This is a genomic window from Acetivibrio clariflavus DSM 19732, from assembly GCF_000237085.1.
GTDB classification, from domain to species: Bacteria; Bacillota; Clostridia; order Acetivibrionales; family Acetivibrionaceae; genus Acetivibrio; species Acetivibrio clariflavus.
On the sequence record NC_016627.1, the window covers coordinates 4,550,619 to 4,577,175 of the forward strand.

Annotated in this window: 19 protein-coding genes; 1 reads left to right on the plus strand and 18 read right to left on the minus strand. The window is 34.0% G+C overall.

Annotated features, from left to right (window positions below; translation table 11 throughout):
* Positions 1-32: 32 nt before the first annotated feature.
* The 5 genes from CLOCL_RS19220 to CLOCL_RS19240 all read right to left on the minus strand — a co-directional run bounded on the left by CLOCL_RS19220 (position 33) and on the right by CLOCL_RS19240 (position 5,587).
* On the minus strand, positions 33-1,508 hold the full coding sequence (locus tag CLOCL_RS19220) for an ArnT family glycosyltransferase (RefSeq protein WP_014256874.1): 1,476 nt from the start codon (positions 1,506-1,508) through the stop codon (positions 33-35).
* 69 nt (positions 1,509-1,577) lie between these two features.
* Positions 1,578-2,555: a hypothetical protein gene (locus tag CLOCL_RS19225; RefSeq protein ID WP_014256875.1), complete on the minus strand. Its 978-nt coding sequence runs from the start codon at positions 2,553-2,555 to the stop codon at positions 1,578-1,580.
* Between the two features lie 483 nt (positions 2,556-3,038).
* Positions 3,039-4,589: an IS1182 family transposase gene (locus CLOCL_RS19230; RefSeq protein ID WP_014254074.1), complete on the minus strand. Its 1,551-nt coding sequence runs from the start codon at positions 4,587-4,589 to the stop codon at positions 3,039-3,041.
* A gap of 150 nt (positions 4,590-4,739) precedes the next feature.
* The gene (locus CLOCL_RS19235; RefSeq protein WP_014256876.1) at positions 4,740-4,985 is read right to left on the minus strand and encodes a zinc ribbon domain-containing protein; all 246 of its coding nucleotides are present in this window, start codon (positions 4,983-4,985) and stop codon (positions 4,740-4,742) included.
* The gene (locus tag CLOCL_RS19240) at positions 4,982-5,587 is read right to left on the minus strand and encodes a TetR/AcrR family transcriptional regulator (RefSeq protein WP_014256877.1); all 606 of its coding nucleotides are present in this window, start codon (positions 5,585-5,587) and stop codon (positions 4,982-4,984) included. Before CLOCL_RS19240 ends, CLOCL_RS19235 begins: the two co-directional genes overlap by 4 nt.
* A gap of 243 nt (positions 5,588-5,830) precedes the next feature.
* On the opposite strand from CLOCL_RS19240, the gene CLOCL_RS19245 reads away from it, so the two are divergent.
* Positions 5,831-6,709 (plus strand): VIT1/CCC1 transporter family protein, encoded by an 879-nt coding sequence (locus CLOCL_RS19245; protein WP_014256878.1) that lies wholly within the window; start codon positions 5,831-5,833, stop codon positions 6,707-6,709.
* Positions 6,710-6,919: 210 nt separating this feature from the next.
* Here the strand turns inward: CLOCL_RS19245 and CLOCL_RS19250 are convergent, their stop codons facing one another.
* The 13 genes from CLOCL_RS19250 to CLOCL_RS19310 form a co-directional block, all read right to left on the minus strand.
* Complete coding sequence (locus tag CLOCL_RS19250) at positions 6,920-9,109, minus strand: BsuPI-related putative proteinase inhibitor (RefSeq protein ID WP_014256879.1); 2,190 nt, start codon at positions 9,107-9,109, stop codon at positions 6,920-6,922.
* A gap of 177 nt (positions 9,110-9,286) precedes the next feature.
* A complete protein-coding gene (gene pcrA, locus CLOCL_RS19255; RefSeq protein WP_014256880.1) occupies positions 9,287-11,506 on the minus strand; it encodes a DNA helicase PcrA in 2,220 nt (739 codons plus the stop codon).
* Between the two features lie 127 nt (positions 11,507-11,633).
* Positions 11,634-12,164: a ribosome hibernation-promoting factor, HPF/YfiA family gene (hpf, locus tag CLOCL_RS19260; protein ID WP_014256881.1), complete on the minus strand. Its 531-nt coding sequence runs from the start codon at positions 12,162-12,164 to the stop codon at positions 11,634-11,636.
* A 992-nt stretch (positions 12,165-13,156) separates the two neighbouring features.
* Positions 13,157-13,498: a P-II family nitrogen regulator gene (locus CLOCL_RS23440; protein WP_014256882.1), complete on the minus strand. Its 342-nt coding sequence runs from the start codon at positions 13,496-13,498 to the stop codon at positions 13,157-13,159.
* Complete coding sequence (locus CLOCL_RS19270) at positions 13,485-14,828, minus strand: ammonium transporter (protein WP_014256883.1); 1,344 nt, start codon at positions 14,826-14,828, stop codon at positions 13,485-13,487. The genes CLOCL_RS23440 and CLOCL_RS19270 overlap by 14 nt, the downstream gene beginning before the upstream one ends.
* 255 nt (positions 14,829-15,083) lie before the next feature.
* A complete protein-coding gene (locus CLOCL_RS19275; protein ID WP_014256884.1) occupies positions 15,084-15,659 on the minus strand; it encodes an ANTAR domain-containing response regulator in 576 nt (191 codons plus the stop codon).
* 129 nt (positions 15,660-15,788) lie between these two features.
* On the minus strand, positions 15,789-17,123 hold the full coding sequence (gene glnA, locus CLOCL_RS19280; RefSeq protein ID WP_014256885.1) for a type I glutamate--ammonia ligase: 1,335 nt from the start codon (positions 17,121-17,123) through the stop codon (positions 15,789-15,791).
* Between the two features lie 757 nt (positions 17,124-17,880).
* The gene (locus CLOCL_RS19285) at positions 17,881-19,158 is read right to left on the minus strand and encodes a glycosyltransferase family 2 protein (protein WP_014256886.1); all 1,278 of its coding nucleotides are present in this window, start codon (positions 19,156-19,158) and stop codon (positions 17,881-17,883) included.
* Between the two features lie 433 nt (positions 19,159-19,591).
* Positions 19,592-21,112, minus strand: coding sequence for a site-specific DNA-methyltransferase (locus tag CLOCL_RS19290; RefSeq protein WP_014256887.1), 1,521 nt, complete (start codon positions 21,110-21,112; stop codon positions 19,592-19,594).
* A 102-nt stretch (positions 21,113-21,214) separates the two neighbouring features.
* On the minus strand, positions 21,215-22,042 hold the full coding sequence (locus CLOCL_RS19295) for a hypothetical protein (protein WP_014256888.1): 828 nt from the start codon (positions 22,040-22,042) through the stop codon (positions 21,215-21,217).
* Between the two features lie 95 nt (positions 22,043-22,137).
* Entirely contained in the window at positions 22,138-23,064 is a 927-nt protein-coding gene (locus tag CLOCL_RS19300; RefSeq protein WP_014256889.1) for a CPBP family intramembrane glutamic endopeptidase, read from the minus strand.
* Positions 23,065-23,088: 24 nt separating this feature from the next.
* Positions 23,089-23,763, minus strand: a complete 675-nt coding sequence (locus CLOCL_RS19305) for an XRE family transcriptional regulator (RefSeq protein WP_014256890.1) — start codon at positions 23,761-23,763, stop codon at positions 23,089-23,091.
* 277 nt (positions 23,764-24,040) lie between these two features.
* Entirely contained in the window at positions 24,041-25,783 is a 1,743-nt protein-coding gene (locus tag CLOCL_RS19310; protein ID WP_014256891.1) for a diguanylate cyclase, read from the minus strand.
* Positions 25,784-26,557 lie beyond the last annotated feature (774 nt).

Sequence of the window (26,557 nt, forward strand, 5' to 3'; positions counted from 1 at the left end):
TCATTATGAAATCAACATAAAATATCTTGTCCTTAATGCAAGAAATCAATTCTGCTGCGAGGTTTGAAACCACCTTCGACATATTCCGTTATTGCAGCCATACAATATCCTGACAATATAAAAAATGCAGGAATAATAAAATATCTGTATCTTGTTTGAATCTCAATCAGCAAATATACGGCAAAGTTGGCTGAGATAAGCACCATTATTATGAACAAGTTCAAGTCGTTCATTTTGCTTTTTATTGACATAAAAACCGTAAAGCATACCAAAAACATAAGCAATGTAAACTGGATCTTCTCAAAGCCCACAATATGGTTTATTTGGCTTGAAGTCAATTGGGTACCCGGATATATAAACTGAATACTGCTGTCATTATGGGTCCACATAATATTGAATTTCCTTATCATTAGTTTTATTAATTCCTGTTTATTGCTGAGCCTTTCGCGGATTACCTCCTTTTCAGCACGATATAACTCTTCCCCTACGGGATATTCATTAAGAATTTTTACATCTTCATTGGAATATCCCCCATTTGTGGAAGAATTTAAGCCAAGTACAAATTTCCAATATACATTGCGGTTTCCAAAATTATAATCGGTAATGTCTGCTGCTTTCAGCGAGTAACTGAACAGTTGAACAGTTAAATTAAAAGCCAGCACCAATACTGCAATTTTAGAAAGCATCAAGACAATACCAATAGATTCTATATTCCTCCTCTTACTGAACATTTCCCTTTTTTTCGGCCGATTTAAAATATTATATGTCACAATTGATATAACAATCATATATAATGTAAAGCTGCCTTCAGGTCTCATAATATGTCCTACTGCTATCGAAATTCCCGAAAGCAGATACCAAAACCACCCGTTTCCATAAGCGATAATCAATATACCTAAATATATAAAAAATGCAGAAATAATCTGATTGGTAAGCAGTGAATTAAATATAACCGACTGAATATAAATTGCATAAAGAAAACTTGAAATTCGAGCTGCTTTTTCATTGAAAATTTTCGCAGTGATAAAATATACTATCATTACAATGCCGACAGATAGTAGGGCATTAAACACTTTGACAACCAAAATATTGCTTCCGAATACAAAGTATAAAACAGCGCAATAAACAGAAAACCCTAGTTGATACACCCAGACATTAAAGTAGTCAATAGCTTTTACTTCCGAATATTTACCTTCCAGAATCAGGTTTGCCGCTCTGTTTAACAGACTGAAATCCGACACCGGCTGGGTATCGGCCAAAAATATCCATGCCAATCTCAAAGCCATAGCAAACGCTGATAGTCCTATCAGAAACAGCCATCTATTCTTTATTTTCAGTATTAAATATGAAAAAATTATTACTGCCACCAGGTACAACACTGCATATTTATAGGAATTTCCATCTATTCTTTTGGCATTTACAATGGCCAGCAAAAAGAAAACCACTCCAAATAACACAAAAAACAAAAATTTAATTTTTTCATTGATACTTGCCAAAACCCAGAACATCTCTCACCTCATCAATATTTATGCTATTGTATATCAAACCCTATATTTTAGAGCTACTGGTATTTTTACTTATTTAAACTCATAGCTGCCTCTCCATTTAATAGAATCACCTTTTTCAATAATTTTATCTATACCGTTTACAAGATTAAAATATGTTTTGCAATAATCCTGAGTAAATATAGTAGGTTTATCATCGGATAAGTACTCAAAGTTTCCCAAACCGTAACTTGTATCTAATGTTACAACCATTTTATATGTATCGTCTTTTGATATAAGTTTAAAAGAATTTGCTATGTTATTTTTATTGCGAGATCCCGAATCGGAATATTCTTTACACTTTGCTGTAATTCCGTTACTGTATTCTATTCGTTCAAATTCCCCGTTCTGTATCTGTAATCCATAGTATTTCTGCAGCAGAACTTTTTCCAGGGCAGTTGCAACCACTTCAACCTTTACTTTATTAGGTGTAATATCGTATTTTACTTCCTCTTTCAAAACATTCAGCTTTATATCCTTGGTATTATAAGCCTGAATATAATTGGTCGCCTTTATTTGTACATGGTTGCAGTAATAAACCTTGTTGTCCATCAATTCCTCATTATCAATTACAACGGTGAAACTTTCCATATTTGCCGTAGGTTCCTCTTTTCCGTCAACTTTATTGCCATGCCAGCCACCTGTAAAATCAGGCTTTCCACCATCATCATATTCTAAAGCCTTAACCATGTAAGGACCTATCCAATCGGTACATGCAGTTATAAAACTTACAGCATGTTTTGTACACCATGGTATTATTTCATCGGTATAATTGGTGTCAAGATATATAGCTTTTACACCTATAAGTTCATTTACTCCACACTTTCCGATTACCAGATGCATATCGGTATTTTTCTTATATTTATATGAAATAAATATATCACTGCCTGTCTTAAGTACTGTCATACCGTAACGCCTTGGTGCGATATTTCTTGGTGCAAACAGAAGTATAAAAGCTATCCCAACAAATATTACAAATATCGCAAAATATTTCCCTTTGCTTGCGGCCATTAAATACCCCCCAAGTTTTACCGGCATTTAAGAATATTATTATGATGAAATTTTATTACAAGTATTTTATCAATTCAAGGTAATTTTACATAAATTTATGCAACCTACATATAAATATTAACTGTAATTAAAGACTAGCCTTCAGTATAATAGTCATTATTTGCAGACATGATTTTTAAAAATATATTTTTACTCACAACAAAATAAAGGAATTATAGTTATCAAGCAATATATATCCCCTTTATGCTGTTGGATTGTATCATACATGCTTTACTTTATCTTCTGAGATATATTAATACAATATTCATCCACATCATTTTAAAAGTAAGGCATAACAACTCGAAAATGCCAATATTTTTTGAAATAAAAAACAATGCAGCTGATTTACTTTCTTCAGCTACATTGAATTAAACCGGTTTAGTTTTATTTAATTAAACTTTTAGAACAAAGAACCGTCCGAAACCACTGAAAAAGTAGGGTTTTTTAAGCCACTTTTACAGTTTTATACAGCCGAAAACATTTAATTCTAATTTTCAAAAGCAAAAAATAATGATTATTTTTACTTAAAGAGGATACCAGTTGGGCTATCCTCTTTAAATTTACTGCCAATGCTGTTAATTTTGATTGCATTGACATGCTTCTTAAGCCGTACCCTCGGGCACGGCTTAATCCATGAAATCTCTTCATCTCTCCATTTTTCCACTCTTGACTTGCTCGTTCTTTATATTTTTCTATAAATTCCTTCGTTTTTGCTCTTTGGCTGTATTCATAATATTCAGGTATATTTACACTTATTTCTAGAGTATTTGATTTCCCTATTTTGAAGCATTGATCTTTCTTTGGACATTTTTGACATCCTTCTACATCAAACTTATATTTCCATGATTCTCGACCGTCTCTTTTTCTTATCTTTCTCTGCTTCTCTACGGTATAATTCCCATAATCACAAAACCATTGGTCCGAATCCTTATTATACGCATATTTACTCTCATCTATTTTGTATACCATTTCACTAATCGGTATGTACGCTTCGGCACCGTTTTCTTTTATTACATCTAAAATTGGCTTCCTGAAATATGCTTTATCCCCATATACCTCTTTTATTTCTATTCCGCTATCCTTTGTCAAATCAATTAATTCTTCAAATCCTGTACCGTCAACGTATGCACCGTTATATACCCTTACTGCCGTTATTATCCTTTCTTTTGTCGTCATTGCATACTCTGTTTTATATCCAAAAAAACTTTCTGTTTTCGATTTATATCCTACTCTTGCATCCTGGTCTACTAATGACCTTATACTCTTTTGTTCTATAAATTTTGGGTCTTCTAATATCTCACGGGCTTTTTCTATAACTTTGCATGTTTTCGTATGTTTTTCCCCTTCAATTTTTTCTTCAACCTGCGCAATTACTTCTTCCACATAAGCCTTCATTGTCGCTTTTGCTTCTCTATGATCTGCTATTTCTTTATAGTTTGGAATATTTGTATTGATTTCTTCCGGTATCTCTCCTGCCTCTTTTTCTAAATTTTTAAATATCTTTTTGGCAATATGTTTTAATATCCTCTCGGGTACTTTTTTTACAGTATTGGCATGAGTGTGTGTACAATCAATACTAATTCCACCAGACTTAATTATATTTTTTTCTACACACTGTTTTACTACTTCCGTTATTATTTCATCCATTGTAACTTCCTGTAGCCTGTGAACTCTGAATTTTGCCAGTAAACTCGGATGGGGAAGTTCTTCTTCAGGATTAATTCCAAGAAACCATAAGTAAGCCAGATTTAATGAAGCTTCCTCGATTACACGTTCATCGGATAAGTTGTACAAATATTGAAGAATTAAAAGCCTTAACATAAGTTCAGGTTCTTTTGCAGGTCTGCCATAATATTTACAATAGGACTTTTCGAGTAGTTTATTAATAAAACTAAAATCAATTGCATTATTTATTAATTTAAGTATATGATTTTCTGGAATTTTATTGTATAATATTGAATAGATGCTTAATTGATTATTTTTATCTTTTAGCATTTAAAAAACCTCCTTTGTGGTGTTGGTTTTGCGTGATTCCATTATACCATTGAAGGAGGTTTTTTACTATATATTTGTTGAAATATATTGAATGTTTTACATTTTTTATTTGGTGTTTTTCAGTGGTTTCGAACCGTCCCTTGTTATATTTTAGTCAAAATATTTCTTCCACGCAGGTAATTTGCGCATCATGTTTTCAGCTACTTTTTGGGCAGCATTTACATCAAATCCCTGTGTTTTGACTATAAATTGAGTAAGGTTCTCTCTCTTTTCTTCAAAAGACTGCATCTCTCCGTCGGGACGCGAACAGTGGACACAATAATCCTTACTTGGATCGTTTGCAGCAAAGTCCGAAATATCCTCCATAGGCATGCCACAAGCAATACATGTTTTCATTCATATACCTCCTTTTCATTTTTAATTAATTTTAGATATGTAGATACCAATTCCGGACCGTATCTTTTTATAACTGATCCATCAGAATCCGAGAAGAAATCCCTATTCATCAGATAATAATGAACAAGGCCAAGCCATGTGTTATACAGTATAGGAATCGGTAGTTTTTTGACTGTTCCCTTTTCTATCTCACGTTCAATGACACTGCTGAAATGAAAGGCCACAGTAGATTGAATAAATGCAAAAATGTCTTTTGCTTCTTCAGGTAAAACATTTTTTTCTGAAATTAATCTGCAGTAAAATGCTTCGTATTCTTCCAAGACTCTCAAATGCTCTTTCAATAGATTCTCCATGCTGTCACATTTTTTTGCGAGTTTATGTAGATTCATCCCTATTTTATCCCCGAATTCTGAAAGCAAACTGACCATCAAATCATTTATAGTAGGGAAATGGGCAAATATCGAACCATGTGAGACTCCTGCTTCTTTAGCGATAATATTTGATGGAACAGAAAAACCTCTTTCAGAGAAAATTTTGTAAGCAGTTTCAATAATTTTTTTACGAGTATTCAATTTTTGAATCTGTCGTGTAGAATCTGCCATAATTGACTCCTTACTCATTGAGTATATACTCATTATATATGCATTTCATTTTTTTGTCAAATTAAAAAAATATCTATGAGATGAAACGTGAATATGTCTTTGTTTTTTCTTTTGACCTTTTTATCTTTCTGCGTTATGATATATTAAATAAAAGAATTCAAATTATCGGCAATATCAAGTGTCTGAAGTTTCAAGCAGTATAGCTGCAAATCCGTATATAATATGCAAAAGGAAGTGAGTAAATTGAGTTACAAAATAGATGCCGATACAATGAAATCTTTGCAAAAGGCTCAAAAAAACGAAATTACAGAATACCATATTTACTCAAAACTATCCTCATTCATAAAAAATAAACAAAACAGCAATATCCTTCAACAAATCGCCCAGGATGAACTCCGCCACCATAACAGGCTAAAAAAGTTTACAGGAACTGATATGAAGCCAAACATTTTGAAAGTATATTTTTATACCTTTATTTCAGTAATATTCGGTATTACTTTTGGAATAAAGCTTATGGAAAAAGGGGAAAGCAGTTCGGAAAAACTATATGGAGAGCTCGGCAATAATATTGAGGAATTCAAAATAATATCAAATGAAGAAAATAAGCACGAAAAAGAGCTAATTGAAATAATAGAGGAGGAAAAGCTTCAATTTGTAGGTTCGATGGTCCTTGGACTGAATGACGCCTTGGTGGAACTCACCGGTACCCTGGCCGGTTTAACATTTGCATTGAAGAATACACGCCTCATAGCACTTTCAGGCCTTATAACAGGTATAGCAGCTTCCCTGTCAATGGCTGCATCCGAATACCTTTCCACCAGGACAGAGAAAGATAGTAGCCTTGCCCTGAAGTCGTCGTTATACACCGGAGGAACATATGTTTTCACCGTTGCGTGTCTTGTATTGCCTTACCTTTTATTTTCAAACTATGTGCTATGCCTTGTTATTACAATCATCGCTGCTATATTAATAATACTTATTTTTAATTTTTATATATCGGTGGCCAAGGATCTTCCATTTAGACAGAGATTTTTTGAAATGTCTGGTATCAGTTTGGGAGTTGCAGGTATCTCTTTTATAATCGGTTATCTTGTAAGGCTGTTCCTCGGAGTTGATGTTTAATATTTCAGATTAGAAAATATTTTGAATTTTCATAAAAAAATGGGCTGTTTCAAAATTTTGATTTGAGACAGCCCTTTTACATGATTAGCTATAAAAGGTTCGTTATAAGTTTTTCAGCTGCAGGCTTACTGGGGGAGATTACATCTGCTATAATACACAACCTTTTAAAAAGCAAACCAGATGTAATGAATCTATCTTTTCAAACAATGCTTACTTTATCTCTTTTTCATAACCGTCTTTATTTATTTTAAAGTCTTCAGATGTTCCTGTTATAAAACCTTGCAGATATTTTGCCTTGTTAACTATGTCTTTAAAGCTTGCCATATCCAATTCCTCAGTAAATTCAACGCTTTTTCCTGCTTCTATTACCGTATTCATCAATATCTCTATAAACGCCCTATCCGCAGACCATGTATACAGAACTTTTTTGTTTCCATCCAATAACTTAAAGTCATATTTCTGTCCCGATGTTTGTATTGTTATGTTTTTATCGGTATTGTTGGTGATTTTCAGCTTCATCTTAAACGATTTATCGCCCTTTTCATAATCAGTCTCTACAAATACCTGCTTTTCCTTTTCAGCCGATCCTTTTTTTATTTTTTTCTCATATCCTCTATCGTCTATTTTGAAGTCTTCAGATGTTCCTGCTATAAAACCTTGCAGATATTTCGCCTTGTTAACTATATCTCCGAAGCTTTCCATATCCAATTCCTCGATAAATTCAACGCTTTCTCCTGCTTCTATTACCATATCCATTAACATCATTATAAATATCTTATCCGCAGACCATGTATACAGAACATTTTTCTTTTCATCCAACAACTTAAAGTCATACTTCTGCCCTGATGTTTGAATTGTTATACTCTTATCGGTATTGTTGGTGATTTTAAGCTTCATCTTAAAAGATTTATCGCTCTTTTCGTAATCAGTCTCTACAACTACCTGCTTTTCCTTTTCATCCGATCCTTTTTTTATTTCTTTCTCATATCCTCTGTCGTCTATTTTGAAGTCTTCAGATGTTCCTACTATAAACCCTTGCAGATATTTCGCCTTGTTAACTATATCTCCGAAGCTTTCCATATCCAATTCCTCGATAAATTCAACGCTTTCTCCTGCTTCTATTACCATATCCATCAACATCATTATAAATATCTTATCCGCAGACCATATATACAGAACATTTTTCTTTTCATCCAACAACTTAAAGTCATACTTCTGTCCTGATGTTTGAATTGTTATACTCTTATCGGTATTGTTGGTGATTTTAAGCTTCATTCTAAAGACTTTTTCATTTTTTTCATAGTCAGTCTCCACAACTACCTGCTTTTCCTTTTCAACCGGTTCTTCTTTTATTTCTTTCTCATATCCTCTGTCGTCTATTTTGAAGTCTTCAGATGTTCCTACTATAAAAGCTTGCAGATATTTTGCCTTGTTAACTATATCCCCAAAATTTTCCATATCCAGCTCATCACTGAATTCAATGCTTTTTCCCGCTTCTATTATTGTATCGGTAAGTGCAGCAATAAACATTTTATCCATTGACCAGGTATATAATATTTCCTTATTTTCATCCAACAGTTTGAAGTCAAATTTTTGCCCTGATGTATGGTTTATGGTTATGTTCTTATTGGTATTGTTGGTGATTTTCAGCTTCATCTTAAAAGATTTATCGCTTTTTTCATAATCAGTCTCTACAACAACTTGCTTCTGCTTATCCTCTTTCAGCTCGTTTTTAATTTTTTCCAAATTGTCCAACAGTTTTTCCAATACAACCAAAGCTTCAGCCCTTGTTGCCTTTCCTTTAGGAGCAAATACATTTTTTTCTCTGCCTCTTATAAATCCAAGCTTTGTTGCTTTCTTTACAGCATTTTTATACCTTATATCAATATCTTCGTCATCGGAAAAATCAGTAGATTCATCAAACTCATAAATTGTCATACCAGATTTATAATTGTATCCGTTAATGAGATAGTTAACCATTTCTTCGCGGGTTATTTTATCATCGGGTCTGAACTTTTCCCTGTCATCAATAATATTCAGTGATGCAAGGTCATATAACTGGGATGCAAACCATTCATCCTTTTTTACATCATCAAAGAATTCATTAATGTCAGGTGCTTTAATATAGTTCAATTCAATATCAAGAATCTTATGTAGTACAGCTGCAAACTCCGACCTTCTCATATTTTCGTCAGGCAAAAACTTTCCATTGCCAAAGCCCTTAATTAAACCCTTATCGGACATTTTAACAATTACATCCTTCGCCCAATGATTCGAAATGTCCGTAAACTCAATTTTTTCAGTTGTTCTAAGCTCTTTCTCAGACTTGGTCTCTGCCATAACAGTAGTGTTGGCAAGCAAAAAAGCCATAGCCGTAAAAACCAATAAAAATCTTTTCATAAATACCCCTCCAGTTTATTTTTATAAATTCAAAGAAATTTTGATGTTTATACTAGTTAGACGCCAAACTTTTTATTTTGTTCCAACCTTTTTGAATAATCACAAAATAATTAATAAATATTAATCAAAAAACAAAAAGACCCTAAATCCAATAGGGTCTTGGGGTTTATAAAAACACTATCCTATTTTGGACAACCTTGCAAAGGAAGCCATCAATCGTTTCATTCCGGTACCTTTAAAGTGTATCTCCAGCATAAAATCATCTTTTTCCTTCTCAATTTTCGTTATTATTCCCACACCAAACTTCTTGTGCTCTACCTGGTCTCCCACACTGAAATCTGTAGCTGCTGTTTTAGGCACACCGGTATCGGTAAATGAAGCAGTTCTATAGCTGTAAGAATCACCAAAACTCTTTGTACCGTAAATACCTTTACTTTTATTTATAACATCTCTTGAATCCTCCGGCTCTTCCCTTTCGTTGCTTTCAATCAATTCAGGGGGTATTTCCTTCAAGAACCTCGACATTTTATTATAGGTAGTATTACCGAACAACGTCCTGGTAAATGTATTTGTCATATAAAGGTTTTGTTTTGCCCTGGTAATACCGACATAACACAGCCTGCGCTCTTCCTCCAGTTCACTTTCATCAGTCATTGATCTGTAACCCGGAAAGATGCCTTCTTCCATTCCTACCATGAATACAACAGGGAACTCAAGCCCTTTTGCACTGTGCAAGGTCATAAGCACGACATGGTCGCTGTTCTCATCCATATTATCAACATCTGCAACAAGGGATACATTGGCAAGAAAATCTTCAAGACTTTGCTCGCCATCCTTTTGCTCAAATTCCACAGCCACTGAAATCAATTCTTTTATATTTTCGATTCTCGTTTGTGCTTCAATGGTACCTTCCTGTTCATAACTCTTTAGTATGCCCGACTGTTCTAAAACTTCCTGTATCAACTCCGGTACTCTCATAACATCCTTTAACACACGCAGCCTTGCTATCATAGCCACAAAACCTTCAAGTTTTGAAGCACTTCTTGCCAACTCAGGTATTTCCGAGGCTGAAGATATAATGGAGAAAATACTTACTCCCCTACTGTTGGCAATTCTTTCTGCTGTATCTATAGTAGCCGCACCTATACCTCTCTTAGGCTCGTTTATACATCTTTTAAGACTTACGTTGTCAGAAGGGTTCTGAATTAGACGGAGGTATGCCAAAAGATCCTTAATTTCCTTTCGGTCATAGAACTTTAAGCCTCCGAAAATTTTATAGGGAATTCCCTCTTTCATGAGCATTTCTTCCAATACACGGGACATTGCATTTATTCTGTATAATATTGCAAAATCCTTGTATTGCATGTTCCTTACTGTAGAAAGCCTCTTTATTTCACTGGCAACGAAATATGCCTCTTCATGTTCATTAGCACACAGGCAATGTTTTATCTTGTCTCCGCCTTTGTTCTCAGTCCAAAGCTTCTTGCTTTTTCTTCCAAAATTATTTTTAATTACACTGTTTGCAGCATCAAGGATGGTTTGAGTAGATCTGTAATTCTGTTCAAGTTTAATAATTTTACAGTCTCTGAATTCCTTTTCAAAATCTAAAATATTGCGAATATTGGCACCTCTCCATCCATAAATGGATTGATCATCGTCGCCCACTACGCATAAATTCCTGCTTTTTTGTGAAAGCATGCTTACCAGTGAATACTGGGCTGTGTTGGTATCTTGATACTCATCAACAAGTATATATTTAAATTTTTTCTGATAGTATTCCAAAACATCAGGATGATTGGAAAAAAGCTTAATGGTCAGCATGATTATGTCGTCAAAATCCAAAGCATTGTTCTGCTTTAACTTTTTTTGGTACAGCCCATATATTTTAGCTATATTGGCCATCCTAAAATCTGAAACATAGATCTTGGAATAGGTATCCGGATCAATAAGTTCATCCTTTGCCCGTCCTATCATCTCCAGTACCGATTTTGGAACATAATTCTTTTCATTTAAATTTAATTCCTTCAAACAATCCTTAATAAGCGTCTGCTGGTCTGCGTAATCAAAGATCACAAAACTGCGGTCATAATCAATCTTTTCAATATCCCTTCTCAATATTCTTAAACACATAGAGTGAAAAGTGCTTACCCAGATATTATCACTTACATCCCCTACTAAATTATCAATCCTTTCCTTCATTTCCCTGGCTGCTTTATTGGTAAAGGTTATAGCCAATATATTTGATGGATGAACTCCTTTCTCACGAATCAGATAAGCAATCCTATTCGTAAGAACCCTGGTCTTCCCGCTTCCTGCACCTGCCAATATAAGAAGGGGACCCTCCCCATGTAATACTGCCTTCTTCTGTTCCTCGTTAAGTCCTTTTAATAAATCCATAATAATACAAACCTCTCTTAACTTTGTTTGCAGTTTTTCACAATATTAAATGCCGAGATGAAAATCCCGGCATTAATTATTATAGTCAAAAAGCGTACATATTACAAATATATATTTATATTCCATATTAATTATCCGGCTCAATCAAACCATAATTACCATCTTTTCTGCGATAAACCACATTTGCCTCCATTGTATCGGCATTTAAAAACATAAAGAACGAATGCCCCAACATATTCATTTGCAAAATAGCTTCTTCAACAGTCATAGGTTTTATAGGAAACTTTTTGGAACGTACTACTTTAAATTCATCGGTTTCCTCTTCATGTTCTTCAATATTAGTATCGTCAAATTTAAGTCCACTTTCATGATATTTCTTTGAAATTTTAGTTTTATATCTCCTTAATTGACCCTCGAGACTATCCACAACCTTATCTATTGAAGCGTACATATCTTCGTTTTCTTCTTGAGCCCTAAGAAGTCCACCTTTAAAAGGTATAGTCACTTCAACTATTTGCCTGTTCTTTTGTACACTCATAGTTATATGTGCTTCGGTGTCGTCATTAAAAAACTTTTCAAGCTTTCCGACCTTTTTGATTGCCTTTTCCTTCAAGGCTTCAGTAACCTCAATATTTTTTCCTGAAACAATAAATTTCATATAAGCCACAGCCCCTTTCTGTCTGTAACAAGCATACGTATTTCAATTTATATGCTTGTCTAAAAAATACTTCATAATATTTTTACCCTAAAAAGCATCAGTATAAAACTTAATCTAAAACAGGTTTACACCTCCATAGTTTTATACTTTTTCAGGCCAGTTAGGCCAACACAAAATCAAATAGGGAAAAATATCGGTAATAATATCTATTCGACGCTCAATTGACAAATCCTTCTTTATTTTTTATGTTAAATGAAAAATTCAGGCAAAATATTTTCCACAAATTTCACACATTTATTTCACAAAACACCTGTTTTGTGTATATAAAACCTGTGGATAATGTGGACAATTCTGTGAATAACTTATTTTGGCTAATTTCACATGTGGATAACCCTGTTATTTTTCTTTAAAATATACTCCATTTTATGTATACCAACTTTTTCTATAATTATTATTGCATAAAATTCATAGGTTTGGGAAATACTTAATATTTTATGGTTATACAAACTTTTATTTCCATTTTTCATATTTATATTTTTTATTTGCTTTATATTTTATGGTTATTATGTAATTATATAAGTTATTTAAATTGCATTATCCAAAAAACAAATAGACTTCAATAATATTTATCCACAGTCGATTATTCCTACATATTAATTTATCCACATATTTATAAACAGTTTTTCAAAAGCCATATTCATAAGGTTTCCAGGCTTTTTTTATTTTTTAAATTTTTTTTAAAAAAACACTAAAGTTTTTTTATTTTGATACGATATAATATGTGAACAATTTAAAATTACTCCCCTAATATCCCGTACATTCTCCCGTCTCAATTGGAATGTTACGGGCCTTTTTTTGCCCAAATATGACTTTTGGCCATCAATACCAAAAATGTTCTTAAACAATACAGAATAATCTCAGTAAAAAAGATTATAGCAAAAGATGGCTAGTTGCTTATGCAATAGCCATCTTTATAGGAATGTCGATAATTACTATACTGCCGCATCTCCTTCTTCTCCTGTACGTATTCTTATAACACGCTCCACATCATACACGAATATCTTACCTTCACCTTTGTCGCTTCCGGTTCTGGCACTTGAAATAATGACTTTCAATATTCTGTCCAAATCACTGTCTTTAACTACCACATCGATAGAAATCTTAGGAAGAAGATCCAACTCAAACTTTTCTCCTCTCCATACTTGCTGAATTCCACCTTGTTGGCCTCGCCCTTCTATTTCAGTCACCATAATTCCGCTGACTTTTGCTTTCTTCAGTTCATTTTTTACTCTGTCCAAAGCTTCGGGTTTAATAATTGCCTTAATATGCTTCATTTACAATCCCTCCCTTAACCGCTACTTTACTTTCGGGTTCATCATTTATCATTGCCGAATAACCTGGTTTGCGAGATATAAATTCGGGATATGCCAAGTTTCCGTGTTCTCCGATATCCAGTCCTGTAATTTCTTCTTCAAGGGATACTCTTATACCAATAGTCTTTTTAATGAGTACCCAAACAAGTAGCGAAGCAGGAAGTACAAAGGCTGCAACCACTAAAATACCTATTAACTGAACTCCTAACAGAGATGCTCCGCCTCCCATAAACAACCCGTTAGTAGTCGACAGTGTTGTTACTCCCTCTTTTGCAAATAGACCTACACATATCGTTCCGAATACTCCGTTTGCAAGGTGAACGGAAGTAGCACCCACAGGATCATCCAGTTTCAGCGAGTCAAACATCACAACAGAGAATACTACAATAACACCGGCAATAGCACCAATTATCAAAGAACCTAAAACATCTACGAAAGCACATCCGGCAGTAATAGCAACAAGCCCTGCAAGGCATCCGTTAATTGTCATACCAAGATCTGGCTTGCCTAAAAATATCCACGACACAATAGTAGATGTGATGATTGCTGCAATTGCTGAGGTATTAGTAGTCATAAAGATGTGTGCAACATCTCCGGGGTTTGCCATGGACATGGTGGAACCGGGGTTGAATCCAAACCATCCCAACCAGAGTACAAAAAGACCTATGGTAGCAAGGGACATGTTATGTCCCGGGATTGGATGTATTTTACCACTTTTGTCATACTTACCAAATCTGGGGCCGAGAACTATAACTCCTGCAAGTGCTGCCCAACCTCCTACCGAGTGGACAACAGTTGATCCTGCAAAATCCATAAAACCTAACTGGGACAGGAAGCCGCCTCCCCAAATCCAATGGCCTACCACCGGATAAATAAGCAATGTCAGAATAAAGGAAAATACTATGAATGATATATACTTGATTCTTTCAGCTACGGCTCCAGATACAATAGTTGCTGCTGTACCGCAAAATACCAACTGGAATATGAATTTCGCCCAAAAAGGAACATTAGCACTCAAAGTATAGACACTGTCATCAATATTTCCAGTCAAAATGAACAACCCTTTTGTGCCTATAAATGGATTATCGCCGCCAAACATAATTCCCCAGCCCAGAAAAAGGAATCCCAAAGATGAAACTGCGAATACAATAAAGTTCTTAGAAAGAATATTTACACAGTTTTTTGTTCTTGCAAATCCAGCTTCCACCGCTGCAAAACCAAGATTCATAAAGAATACAAGCATCGCTGCCAATAGCACCCATAAAGTATCAATAGCCATTTCAATATTCATAAAAATTCCCTCCTTATAAAATAAGGCGCTATGCACTCTTTAAAGTACATACCGCCATTGTTAAAATTCCTATCATCAGGTTATTAAATTATTGGTTTTATTCGCAAAACCACTTTGGGCATGTTAATAATTACAGAATATGAGTATTACTTAGATGCTATAAACTTTGCAATTGCCTTCTAAAATTGTGTTTTAACAAATTCATAAAGAATGTACGGATTTTTTTGCTTAAAAACTCACTTTCCAGTGTTTATTTCATAAATTGTAAGTTAGAATTATTGCTCTTGCTATTTCTTTCATCTTTATTCCACGGTTCATGCTCTGTTTTTGGATCATCCTAAAAGCTTCTTCTTCAGTAAGGTTCAAATTCTTCATCAATAGTCCCTTTGCCTGTTCTATCTCTTTTCTTGTTTCAATAGCTTCTTTAAGTTCCTCTATTTCCTTCTCCAAAGCCAATATCTTTTTCCTGTTTTTTATCACAAGGTCAACTGTACTTAGAAAAGTTTCCTTGTGTAAAGGCTTTGCAATAACAACAATATCATATTCAGATTTTAAATACTCAAGGGATCCTTTCTGCTCACTGCTTGCTATAAGAATAACGTCGCTTAATTTGTCTTCAACTGCAATTTTAGCAACTTCAATAATATTTTGCGGAGACAAATCATATTCCATAACAGCAAGGTCCGGTTTCAGATTATTTAATTTTCTTAAAGCATCATTTGCATCATCCGCTTGATCAACAATCTGATATCCTACTGCATTTAAAACAATTTTAAGTTTATTGTTTGAGCTCTTATTACTCATAGCTACCAGTATCCTTGCCGATTCCATAACTGCACCTCCCATGCAGTATCAACTTTATACAGTAATATAATACTATCCTCTCAAAACGTAGCATTAACACTTCTATTTATAAATACCCACAAAAGTATATCTTATTTATACTCAGTCTTCTCCAAATTAGTATCTGGTAAGATACTCATCAAGCTCCCACTTTGTAATCTTGGTTCTGTAATCGTCCCACTCCTGGGTCTTAGCTTCAATATATTTGTTGAAAATATGCTCGCCCAAAACCTCTTTAACCAATTCGCTCTTCTTCATCTCCTTAACTGCCTCTTCAAGGCTTCCTGGAAGTGCTTCGATACCTTCTTTAAGTCTCTGTTCTTCAGTCATCACAAATATGTTCTTATCGGTTGATGGTGGCGGCTGAATTTTATTCTTTATTCCATCAAGGCCTGCAGACAGTACTGCTGCAATTGCAAGATACGGGTTGCAGGATGGATCGGGACATCTCAATTCCAATCTTGTAGCTTCTCCTCTGGCTGCCGGAATCCTAATCAATGGACTGCGGTTTCTAGCAGACCAGGCAAGATATACTGGAGCCTCATAGCCAGGTACCAAACGCTTATATGAGTTTACAATAGGATTGGTTATTGCAGCAATTGATCTCATATTTTTGAGTAATCCTCCAATAAACCAATAGGCATCCTGGCTTAACTGCAGCGGATCCTTTTCATCAAAGAAGGCGTTCTTACCATCTTTAAACAGGGATACATTTGTGTGCATACCGGATCCGTTTATTCCAAAAATCGGCTTTGGCATAAAGGTTGCATGCAGCCCGTTTCTGTGAGCAATTGTTTTAACAACCATCTTAAAAGTCATAATATTATCAGCAGTAGTGAGCGCATCAGCATATTTAAAGTCAATTTCATGCTGTCCCGGTGCAACTTCATGGTGGGATGCTTCTATTTCAAAGCCCATCTCTTCAAGGACAAGACACATATCTCTTCTTGCATTTTCCCCTAAATCCACCGGTCCTAAGTCAAAATATCCTGCATTGTCATGGGTTATTGTAGTAGGCTTTCCTTCATTATCTGTTAGGAACAAAAAGAATTCGCACTCAGGACCTACATTAAAAAACTCATATCCCATATCATTAGCTTTCTTTAACGCTTTCTTCAGTACATATCTTGGATCTCCTTCAAATGGAGTTCCATCAGGGTTATATACATCACATATCAATCTGGCTACCTTTCCATTCTGCGGTCTCCATGGGAAAATAACAAAAGTACTTGGGTCAGGTCTCAGATACATATCCGATTCTTCTATTCTTACAAATCCTTCTATGGAAGAACCGTCAAACATACACTTGTTGTCGAGGGCCTTTTCCAACTGTTCTGCAGTTATTGCAACATTCTTTAGCATTCCGAAAATGTCGGTAAACTGAAGGCGGATAAATTTAACGTCCTGTTCTTTCACAATTTTCAAAACATCTTCTTTACTATATTTTGGCATAGCAAATTCTCCTTTCATTTTTTATAAATATAGTCTTATAGATTAAAATTACAAATCACAGCTTTGGTTATACAATATTACCGTGTGCTTTAAATGGATTTTTTAGAGTTGTTGGAATTTTTATTAACAGTCTTCCTATCTAAACTATATCCATTTTGCAATCTCTCGTATTTAAAGTTGCATTTTGTCCGTTTACCCACTTTGCCGACAGCATTAATAAGGTAACAAAAAGGACGTACACATAAGATTTACTCTTCATTGAGTACGTCCTACACTTATCTTCATGCCTCATTGCATTCCGGGCAAATCAAGCACGATTCATTGTGTTTGGCTTTTGAAAAGCAATTTGATTTGTTAAGTTGATTATAGCACAAATGTATATTTAATTTCAATAGTTTTTTAATAATTTTTTATAAGTTTTGCAATTTTATTTTTCATTACTTGCATTTTTTATTTTTCATTCATTAACTTGTTAACTTTTACCTGTAAATAACCGCTAATCAATTTACTTTTGTCCTTAACCAATGAACCACTTGCTGTTTTCCCAACCTTAATTACAGTTCCTTTTTTTGCAGCAAGATGTTATAATTTATCATATTCAGGTTTAAACACTTTTATTTCATATATTTTATTTCTACCGCAAAGTGTAAACATATTCATGTATATATAAAAATAAAGTGCATTCCTACATTATAATATTAATTAATGTAAGAATGCACTCTTCCGCTTTTTTACTGCCCAATTCCAACTATGATATCTATCCTGCCTTGCCAAGATTTCTTATATCACTTAAATCCAGTGCTCTTGTATGCAATGTATGTACCCATTCCTTTTTATTCCTGTCTATATATCCCTGAACCATTATTGGTATCCATGTAATATTGTAAAAAGGATATAAAATGTAATAGCCCAGTATCTTCCATGACAGTTTTCCTTCCAAAGCTATAAATATTATGCCCATGTATGTTGTAACTAAAAACATTATAACAGCATAGCCAAATTTTATATCGAATATTTCCGACATTTCTGTAAAAAACAACAGTTTCAAGAAGTTCCCCAGCATTACCAGTCCGCCCAATACGACAAATAACGGATATACAACGTAAACAGCATTATCAAAAGCAACAATATCCTTTTCTTTTATTGCCTTAGATAAAAGTGCCTTAAAGTACCTGCATGCGCAATCGGCCTGCCCTTGCATCCAACGTTTTCTCTGTCTCCATGACTGTTTCATTGTGAGAGGCTTTTCATCATATACAACAGCCTCATGAGACCAATATACTTTCTCTCCCTTGAGTACAAGCTTGATAGTAAACTCTAAATCTTCTGTAAGACTCGTAGCACCCCAGCCTATTTCCTTGAGTAAATCTGTGGATACGACAAAACCTGTTCCACCTAATACACAACTCAGTCCCAAATAATAGCGCGCGAGCTGAAAAATCCTGTTATTGGTCCAAAATGTCGCACTGTAACTTGCTGCTATAAAAGAATCATTCGGATTTTTGCTGTCAAGATAACCTTGAATTACTTTATGTCCTTTACACAGCTGCTTATTCATTTCTTTCAAGAAATTCAGCGAAACAAGGTTATCGGCATCAAGCACACATACTGCATCGTAATGTTTCTCCATTTTAAAAATCTTTTCAAACATCCATTCAAGGGCAAAACCTTTACCTCTCTTTTTATCGTCAAATCTTTCAAAAGCAATAGCGCCGTTTTCTCTAGCAATTTTATAAGTATTGTCACTGCAATTATCTGCAATTACAAATATATCGTATAAATGGGCAGGATAATCCAATCTGGTTAAATTTCTTACTATATTACCGATTACCTTTTCCTCATTATGGGCAGCCACAACAATTGCGAACCTGTTTACAGGCGGGTAATTGTCGGCACTCTCTTCTTTTCTTTTAACCCAGCCGAAAATCGATATAACAAACAAATAGATTGCTACAGGCACTATTATAAACTGGAGTACAAATAAAATTGAATCAATAAAGAACTCGAATATTTGCAAATCGCTATTCAGTAACATTTATTCTCTCCTCTTGTTATAATTATTATTTTTTTATACACAATTTAATAAGTTACTCCAGCTAACAACAATAATCAAGCTGAATTGCACTTGAATTTCTACTTTTGTAGCTCATTTAAGCAAAAGACTTGAATATTTTGGCGTTATCTTTACTCTTTTGCTAAATCTCACCATATCCAAAGCAGGCATCATCAATAAAAAATTCGAAACGTCAATAAATTCAAAGTCTTGCAGTCAGTAAAAATTATTCGGAATAAAAACAATATAATACCAATTTAATAAAAAGTTTATATTTTGTTCATTATTTTGTAATATATTCTCCAATTATTTCCCAAAAAATAAGTCTCATTCATTTTTTCCGGCAACTCAGTCTCCAGCCCATGATATGCAAATTGAATCTAAATTCAAAGCTCAATACGGAATAGATTTCGAATCATTCCAATTTATACACTCTAACTCCATAGTCAATATCAGCTCCCGTTTGTTCCTTAATAATTTTAGAAGCACGCAAAATACGTTCTTTTCCAATCTGACAAATATCTCTGTACCCTGCTTTATATGCTATGCAGTCCTCGGATATTGGTTCCGGCTTTTGTACCATTATATATTTGCGCCGGCCGTTATCTGAAGCATTGAGTTCCATGACAGCATGGGCCGTGGTAGCAGAGCCGGAAAAAAAGTCAAGAATAATAGCATCTTTATCATTCTTTATAACCATATTCAGTATTTTCTTAATCAGAGAAAGCGGTTTCGGGTAGTCAAAGTACCCTTTCATTCCCAAAATCTCCAATTCCTTAACCGCACTTTCATTTGTCCCCACACCGTTATTTTTATTCAATTCAATGTCCAGTAAATTGGCAGGAGGCTTATAACGTTCTTCGCTGTCTGTACGCTGGAACCGTACTGAAAACTTGGGTGATTTCACAATAAAATATGTACCTTTTTGTATTTCATTCATCATAAACTCATTTGTCCACTTGAATTCACCTTTCAGTAAAACCTCCTCATTATTTGTGCCATTTTTAACTTCAAAATCTTTAAGCAGTTCAACTCTATCATATTTTCCGGCATTAAAACGCCCTTCCTTCAAAAAGGTAAAACGTATTGAACCTTTAGGAAAATTTAAAACCCGTATAGGATTCCCGCTATTTAAAAGCGGTGCATCTCCATTATCCAGCTTGCTTCCGAAATATTTCATTCCACTGATATTTTTTTCATAGCAAAGTATGTATTCTGCCGCCTTTCTGCTTTTATTTGACAAGGAAGGTGGGGTAGCAGTTTTAGTCCAAATGAAAGTTTCGACATAATTGGATTCTCCAAATATCTCATTCATTATTATCTGCAAATTATAAAGCTCATTATTATCAATACTTACAAATATAACACCATCATCCCTTAAAAGATTCCTTGCCAGCTTCAATCTCGGATACATCATTGTAAGCCAGTTGCTATGAAATCTCCCATCCAATTCATTTCCATCAGAAAAATTCCTCCCTGTTTTTTCAAGATAGCGGCTTGTCTCCATCCTGAAATCATCTTTATATATAAAATCTTTTCCGGTATTGTAGGGAGGGTCTATGTAAATGCACTTAATCTTATTCATATAAGATTTTTGCAATATTTTAAGCACATCCAGATTATCTCCTTCAATATATAAATTCCCAGTATTTTCCCAATCTATACTTTCTTTTTTATTCACTCTTAAAACTTTATCCGTTGGCGTGTTTGCCAAAAGTATTGCTTGCCTTTTTCCAGGCCAGGATAGCTGATATCGTTCAAAATCTCCATCTACAATTTCCCCTGACAATTCCTGCCTCAGCAATTGAAAATCTATGACCTTTTTTAGCTTCCCATTTTTATCAATTATTTCTGTAATAACATTAGGAAATAGCTGACTTATTTTTTCAATATTTGACTGTATCATATCGTATGGCTTTGCTGAAATTTCCTCCATACTCTTCCTCCCGCAAATTTTAGTTATATTAAAACAAACAGAGGCTATTGATATGTTTAAATCAATAACCTCATAAGCTTTTAACAAATTTTGAACCAAGTTTTATGTTTTTCTTTTAAACAGTTTAAAATTTTTCAGCTTCTCTTTATCTGTTACAGCGAAATAGACTTCGGCAATCAACAACACAATTATACAAAGAATAAGCACAAGAATTATAAAAGGGTATTTACCTCCAAAACCGTCCTTGGAAGTATGCTTAATCAAAATCCCGACATATGCCCATATAACAGCAATACCATAGCCCAAATTCTGGTTCTTAAGCATGGTAAATCCTGCAATAACAACACCCGCAACCAAAATTATTACAGTCCACAGCCAATCAGGCATTCCAAACCGGTTCCATCCTATGCTTACGAGGAATATAGTTGCATTTGCAATAGCTGCTACTGTAATCCATCCAAAGTAAATGCTAAAAGGAAGTCTTATAAGAAGCTTTTCTCTTAGTGTAAATTCTGTTTTCCCGGTGTTAATATTGATATAAATAAGACATACAAGAATAACCGCCATTAATGCCAGGGATATCCCTATCGAATTAAAGTGCCATACAAAAATCCAGCATGTGTTTGCCATGGAAGATATGGAAAAAAACACCGAAATCTTTTCCATCAATTCTCTGCTAACGATACCATTCCTATCGCACAAAAAACCAAATTGGTATAATATGTAACCTGCCAGCAGGAGATATATAACGACCCAAATTGAAAAAGTTATCGGCGCAGGAGAAAAAAGATTCGGATATAAATCTGAAACCTGTCCTGTTGTCATATCATTAAAGGGTATAATGTTAGCAAGGATATTGACAACAATCATAACGATAAATGTTACCGTTGTATGAACTTTTGTAAAAGTACTAACATTTGAATCCTCCATTTTCAGCACTCCTTTGTAATTTATTGAATTTACAAAATCTCAAGTATTTTCATTGTGAATATAGTATCACATCAAATATTTTTCAACAATATCTTTCAAACATCCTCTAACGTGGGAGTTTTAATCAAACATGCTATAACAAAATAGAAAACAATCGAAGTAATAATCATCGCAACCAGATTGAATACAGGTTCAAATCTGGTGGTATAAAATACAGTATTGGTTTGAAAGACCGAATCGCTAAAACCGACTAGCAAAGCTCCTATAAGGTTGTTTACCATATGTGCTCCCATCGCAACCTCCAATGAGTTGGTCTTAATTGTAACAACCGAAAAAATAAAGCCCACCAAAAAATAGTAAGCTACTCCGCTGATTGTTTCAAATCCCCCCATCGAACGGGATTTAAATACCTCGGGATTTAATAAATGGGGTACCATAAATATAAAACCAGAAATCACAGACAAAATAACGGTGTTTTTGATTTTTCTTCCAAAACCCTGAAGTATATATCCTCTAAAAAAAAGCTCTTCCGCCGTTGTCTGTATTGGTGTCAGTATGAGAATAACGGGAAGCCCAACAAAAAACTTAGCTGCATCAAAACTGATTCTATAAGTTTCCGGTGCAGCCAAATAATCAGCCACACTGCTCAAAATCACCAAAATACCATATACTCCGAAACCTATAAAAAATTTCTTCCAATTAATTTTATCCTCTGGTGTAATAAGCGTTTTTATACTTCTCTGATGAATGCATCTCATTGCAACATAAACACCGATAAAAAAGCAAACCAGCGTTAGGTTAAGAAATATATAATCAATCAGAGGATCGATTCCCACCAATCTTCCTGTGGTAAGGTCTACATAAGTGTCAGGATTATTATCGACAACGACATATATAATAGGTATAAAATAAAGAAGAGAGCCAATCCCTTGCCAAAAAATCAGTATTGTCAATATGGAGCAAATATATCTAACTGCTGAGTTTTTGCCCCTATCTCCCATATCAAGATATGAAATATGCATATTCCTTCCTCCCAAACGATATAATTACAACAATATCTCCAGTCTTACCAGTCTTCCGTGTATATTTACATCTTTTTTGTATACAGTCTCCGTTACAAGACTTCCCTTGTTGCTGACAAGCAATAATTTACCGCCTTCAATATTTTTCACCTGTCTCACTGTCTTCTTTCCCTTGTAGTCAACAAAGTAAATTCCGTCTTTATCAATTTCGTGCGTACTATAAACTAATGCTCGGTCTCCTTTTAAAATTCTAAACCCTGCCATATCATTGTCTTCAATAATGAGATAAAACACTTTATCCTTCGCAAAGCCTTCCACTTTATTGTTTATTATTGGAAGTTGTTTTATTTCAGCCTGTCTTTCCATTTTATAGTTATAAACTGGCACAGTCATAATAACTCCTGCCAGTGCATCATTCCAAATGTCCTGTACGGGTTTTTCAACTACTTTTTCCACATTCTTTTTAGGTTCGGGTTTATAAGTATTATTTTCGCTTTCGTAAACAATATCAAGCTTTGCTATTTCACCACGCAAGGCCTTTGATAATTTTTTTATCAAATCTTCATTCAATATCCTCCTGCCTGCTTCTACATCTATAATAAATCCTTCCGAAACTCCAATAATTTTACCTAACTGTTTTTGTGTAAGGCCAAGTTCCTTTCTTAACCTGCTTATCTCCAATCCTATTCTGTTACTCATAAATAACCTCCAGTCACTATCCAAAGTGCTTAAAAATGCTATATATAACAGTAGTTTATCATAATTTATGCCATGTATGCCATATAATTTATATGTAAAACATCAAATTTGACATAATCAAAATAAAATGTAAATCAAAGAACAAATTTCCGATAGACAGTTTTTACGTCAGAAAAAATAACTTTTGAAACCAAAGAAAAAAGCTGCTTTTTACAAGTTTGCAGCTAAGAATTACAAAAAATAGATTCCATTAGATGAAAACAATTAAACTATCTATTCAGCAATTTGCATGAAACAATAAGTCCATCCCTTTTTCCCTATTTATTTGTATTGAGTTATTCTCATTAATGACACTTAAAAATGCCTCTACTGCACAAGGATCAAATTGAGTACCTGAATTGTTTTTCAATTCCTCTATAACTTCTTCCAGTCTCATGCCTTTTCTATAGGGTCTGTCTGACAGCATTGCATCAAAAGAATCTGCAACACATAAAATTCTGGCCTCAAGAGGGATATTGTCTCCTTTGATACCACTCGGATATCCGCTACCGTCAAATCTTTCATGATGATATTTTATCGAATCTATAAGATTATCAATACCAGGCGCTAAAGGTTCAAGTATGGCAACGCTATAATCCGGATGCTTTTTAAGTAAATATCTGTCATCATCAGTGAGCTGACCGCTCTTGTTCAATACCGATTCAGGAATCTCCACCTTGCCTATGTCATGCAACAAAGCTGCTATTTTAATCAGCCTTATTCTCTCCTCACTGAGTCCCATAGCTTTCCCAATCATCATTGCATAATCCATAACACGTTCCGAGTGCCCCAGTGTGTACTTGTCTTTTGCTGATACGGTACCCAAAATAGCCCTTAATCCGGCAAACAACTTTTCATCATTGTCAAAGAAATATTTTATATCTTCAAACACATCCCTATAAAGCTGAACATTATTTCTTCCCATATTTTTCGCCCGGTAAAGTGCGCTATCAGCTTGCATAATCAATTCATCTTTTGACTTTGCAAATTCAGGATATATTGAATAGCCTGCAGATATGGTGACCTTATCGGGCAAACCGAAAACTTCATCCATATCCATCATCTTATCAAAGGCCTTTCTTATTTGTTCAATCACCGATATTATTCTCTCTGAATTTGCCCCTGGCAAAAGAATAGCAAACTCATCTCCTCCATACCTACACACAATATCTTGTTCACCCGTTTTAGAAAGAAATATTTTTGAAGACTTCGACAGCAGCTCATCCCCTATTTTGTGACCATAAATATCGTTATACTTTTTAAAGTTATCCAAATCAATCATCAACATTCCCAAAGTATTTTTTGTTTCATCAGTTCTTTTTATTTCTTCTTCAAGTCTTGTCTGAAAGTACCTATGATTGTATAAACCAGTTACAGCATCTATATTAGCCAAAACTTCCAGTCTTTTTATATTCTTCCTTGCTTGCTCTGATATATAAGCAACCATTATACTGGCAACTATAACCGCAATTCTTGTAGCCGATAAGCAATAAAGTAACCCTGCAGTTTTATTTGTAATATCAAAAAGATTATCAAGATATATATTAAAAGTGTTGACATCAAAAATCAAATTAATATCGGCAAGATTTGAATAGTCAATCAACTGCTGCTTTACTATTGATATGCCTTTTGATAGCTGCTGTGAATTGTTGACTATTTCTATTGACATCATTTTTGCCAAAACAAACATCTTTATGGAAGCAATAGCATTTGCAGGTACACATAACAAAGCTCCCAGATACCCATATCGGTAACAGAAAAAAATTGACAATCCTATTTCAACAATTCCAACAAAAGCCCTTACAGTTATAGGAAGTATTCCAGTCGCTTGAATAATTTCAATAACTAAATATATAAAAGCAAAGAAAATACAAACTGGAGTTAATCTGTCTTCCATCAAATTTATAAAATTGGAAAACACTTTAGATTCTCTTTTTGATTCTTTAAAACTCCCACTTAGCCTAATATCTACATTTCCCATAGCAATTATCCTTTTCTTTCCCATTTAGTATTAATATCTATAAATTGTATATAAATTGAAATTTAAACACAAAGAATACTTATGAAAATCAGCTTCGGTCACAGCTTCTTTTTCGCCCGGGAATCCTAACATTCCCCTTGATTGATGCGTTGTATTCTAAAACCTATGGGCAAGCAGTATCGCACAACAGAACATATAGCCCTGAGCCCTTCCTGCAAATAGAATGAAGATAGTATTACTAGACCAACTTTTATTTAGACTCTTTTACAATATACATATCATACACTAAAATAAGGATAAATAAAAGTAAAATATTTACAATTATCTATAAATAAATAAAAAAATACTTAAAAATTCGTATTTTAAAAATATTAGAAATTTTTTAAATATAATAATTAACTTATGAAAGTAATATTTAGCAAAGCTAATAGTAATTTACCATAATTAATAAACCCATTTATGCATATTAAAGACATTTTCTCTTTGACTTTGTATATTTTCCATCTCACTAGGCGTTGTTACTAATGTTATTTTGGCTAATGGACAGATATATATCTAAGTTTCAAAAGTAAATGATGTAGCTCTATTAAAAATTCCATCCGAATAACCGGATAAATTCTGAAAACGATATTCTTCAATATGTATTGTTAGAAAATGCTTCCCTTAAATGATTTAATACCACTTATATATACATTTGTTTTTTTTACAAACTTTCTTAGCAAATACTGCTATACATATTTACAAAAACAAGTTTTTACCATAAAATAGTTATAT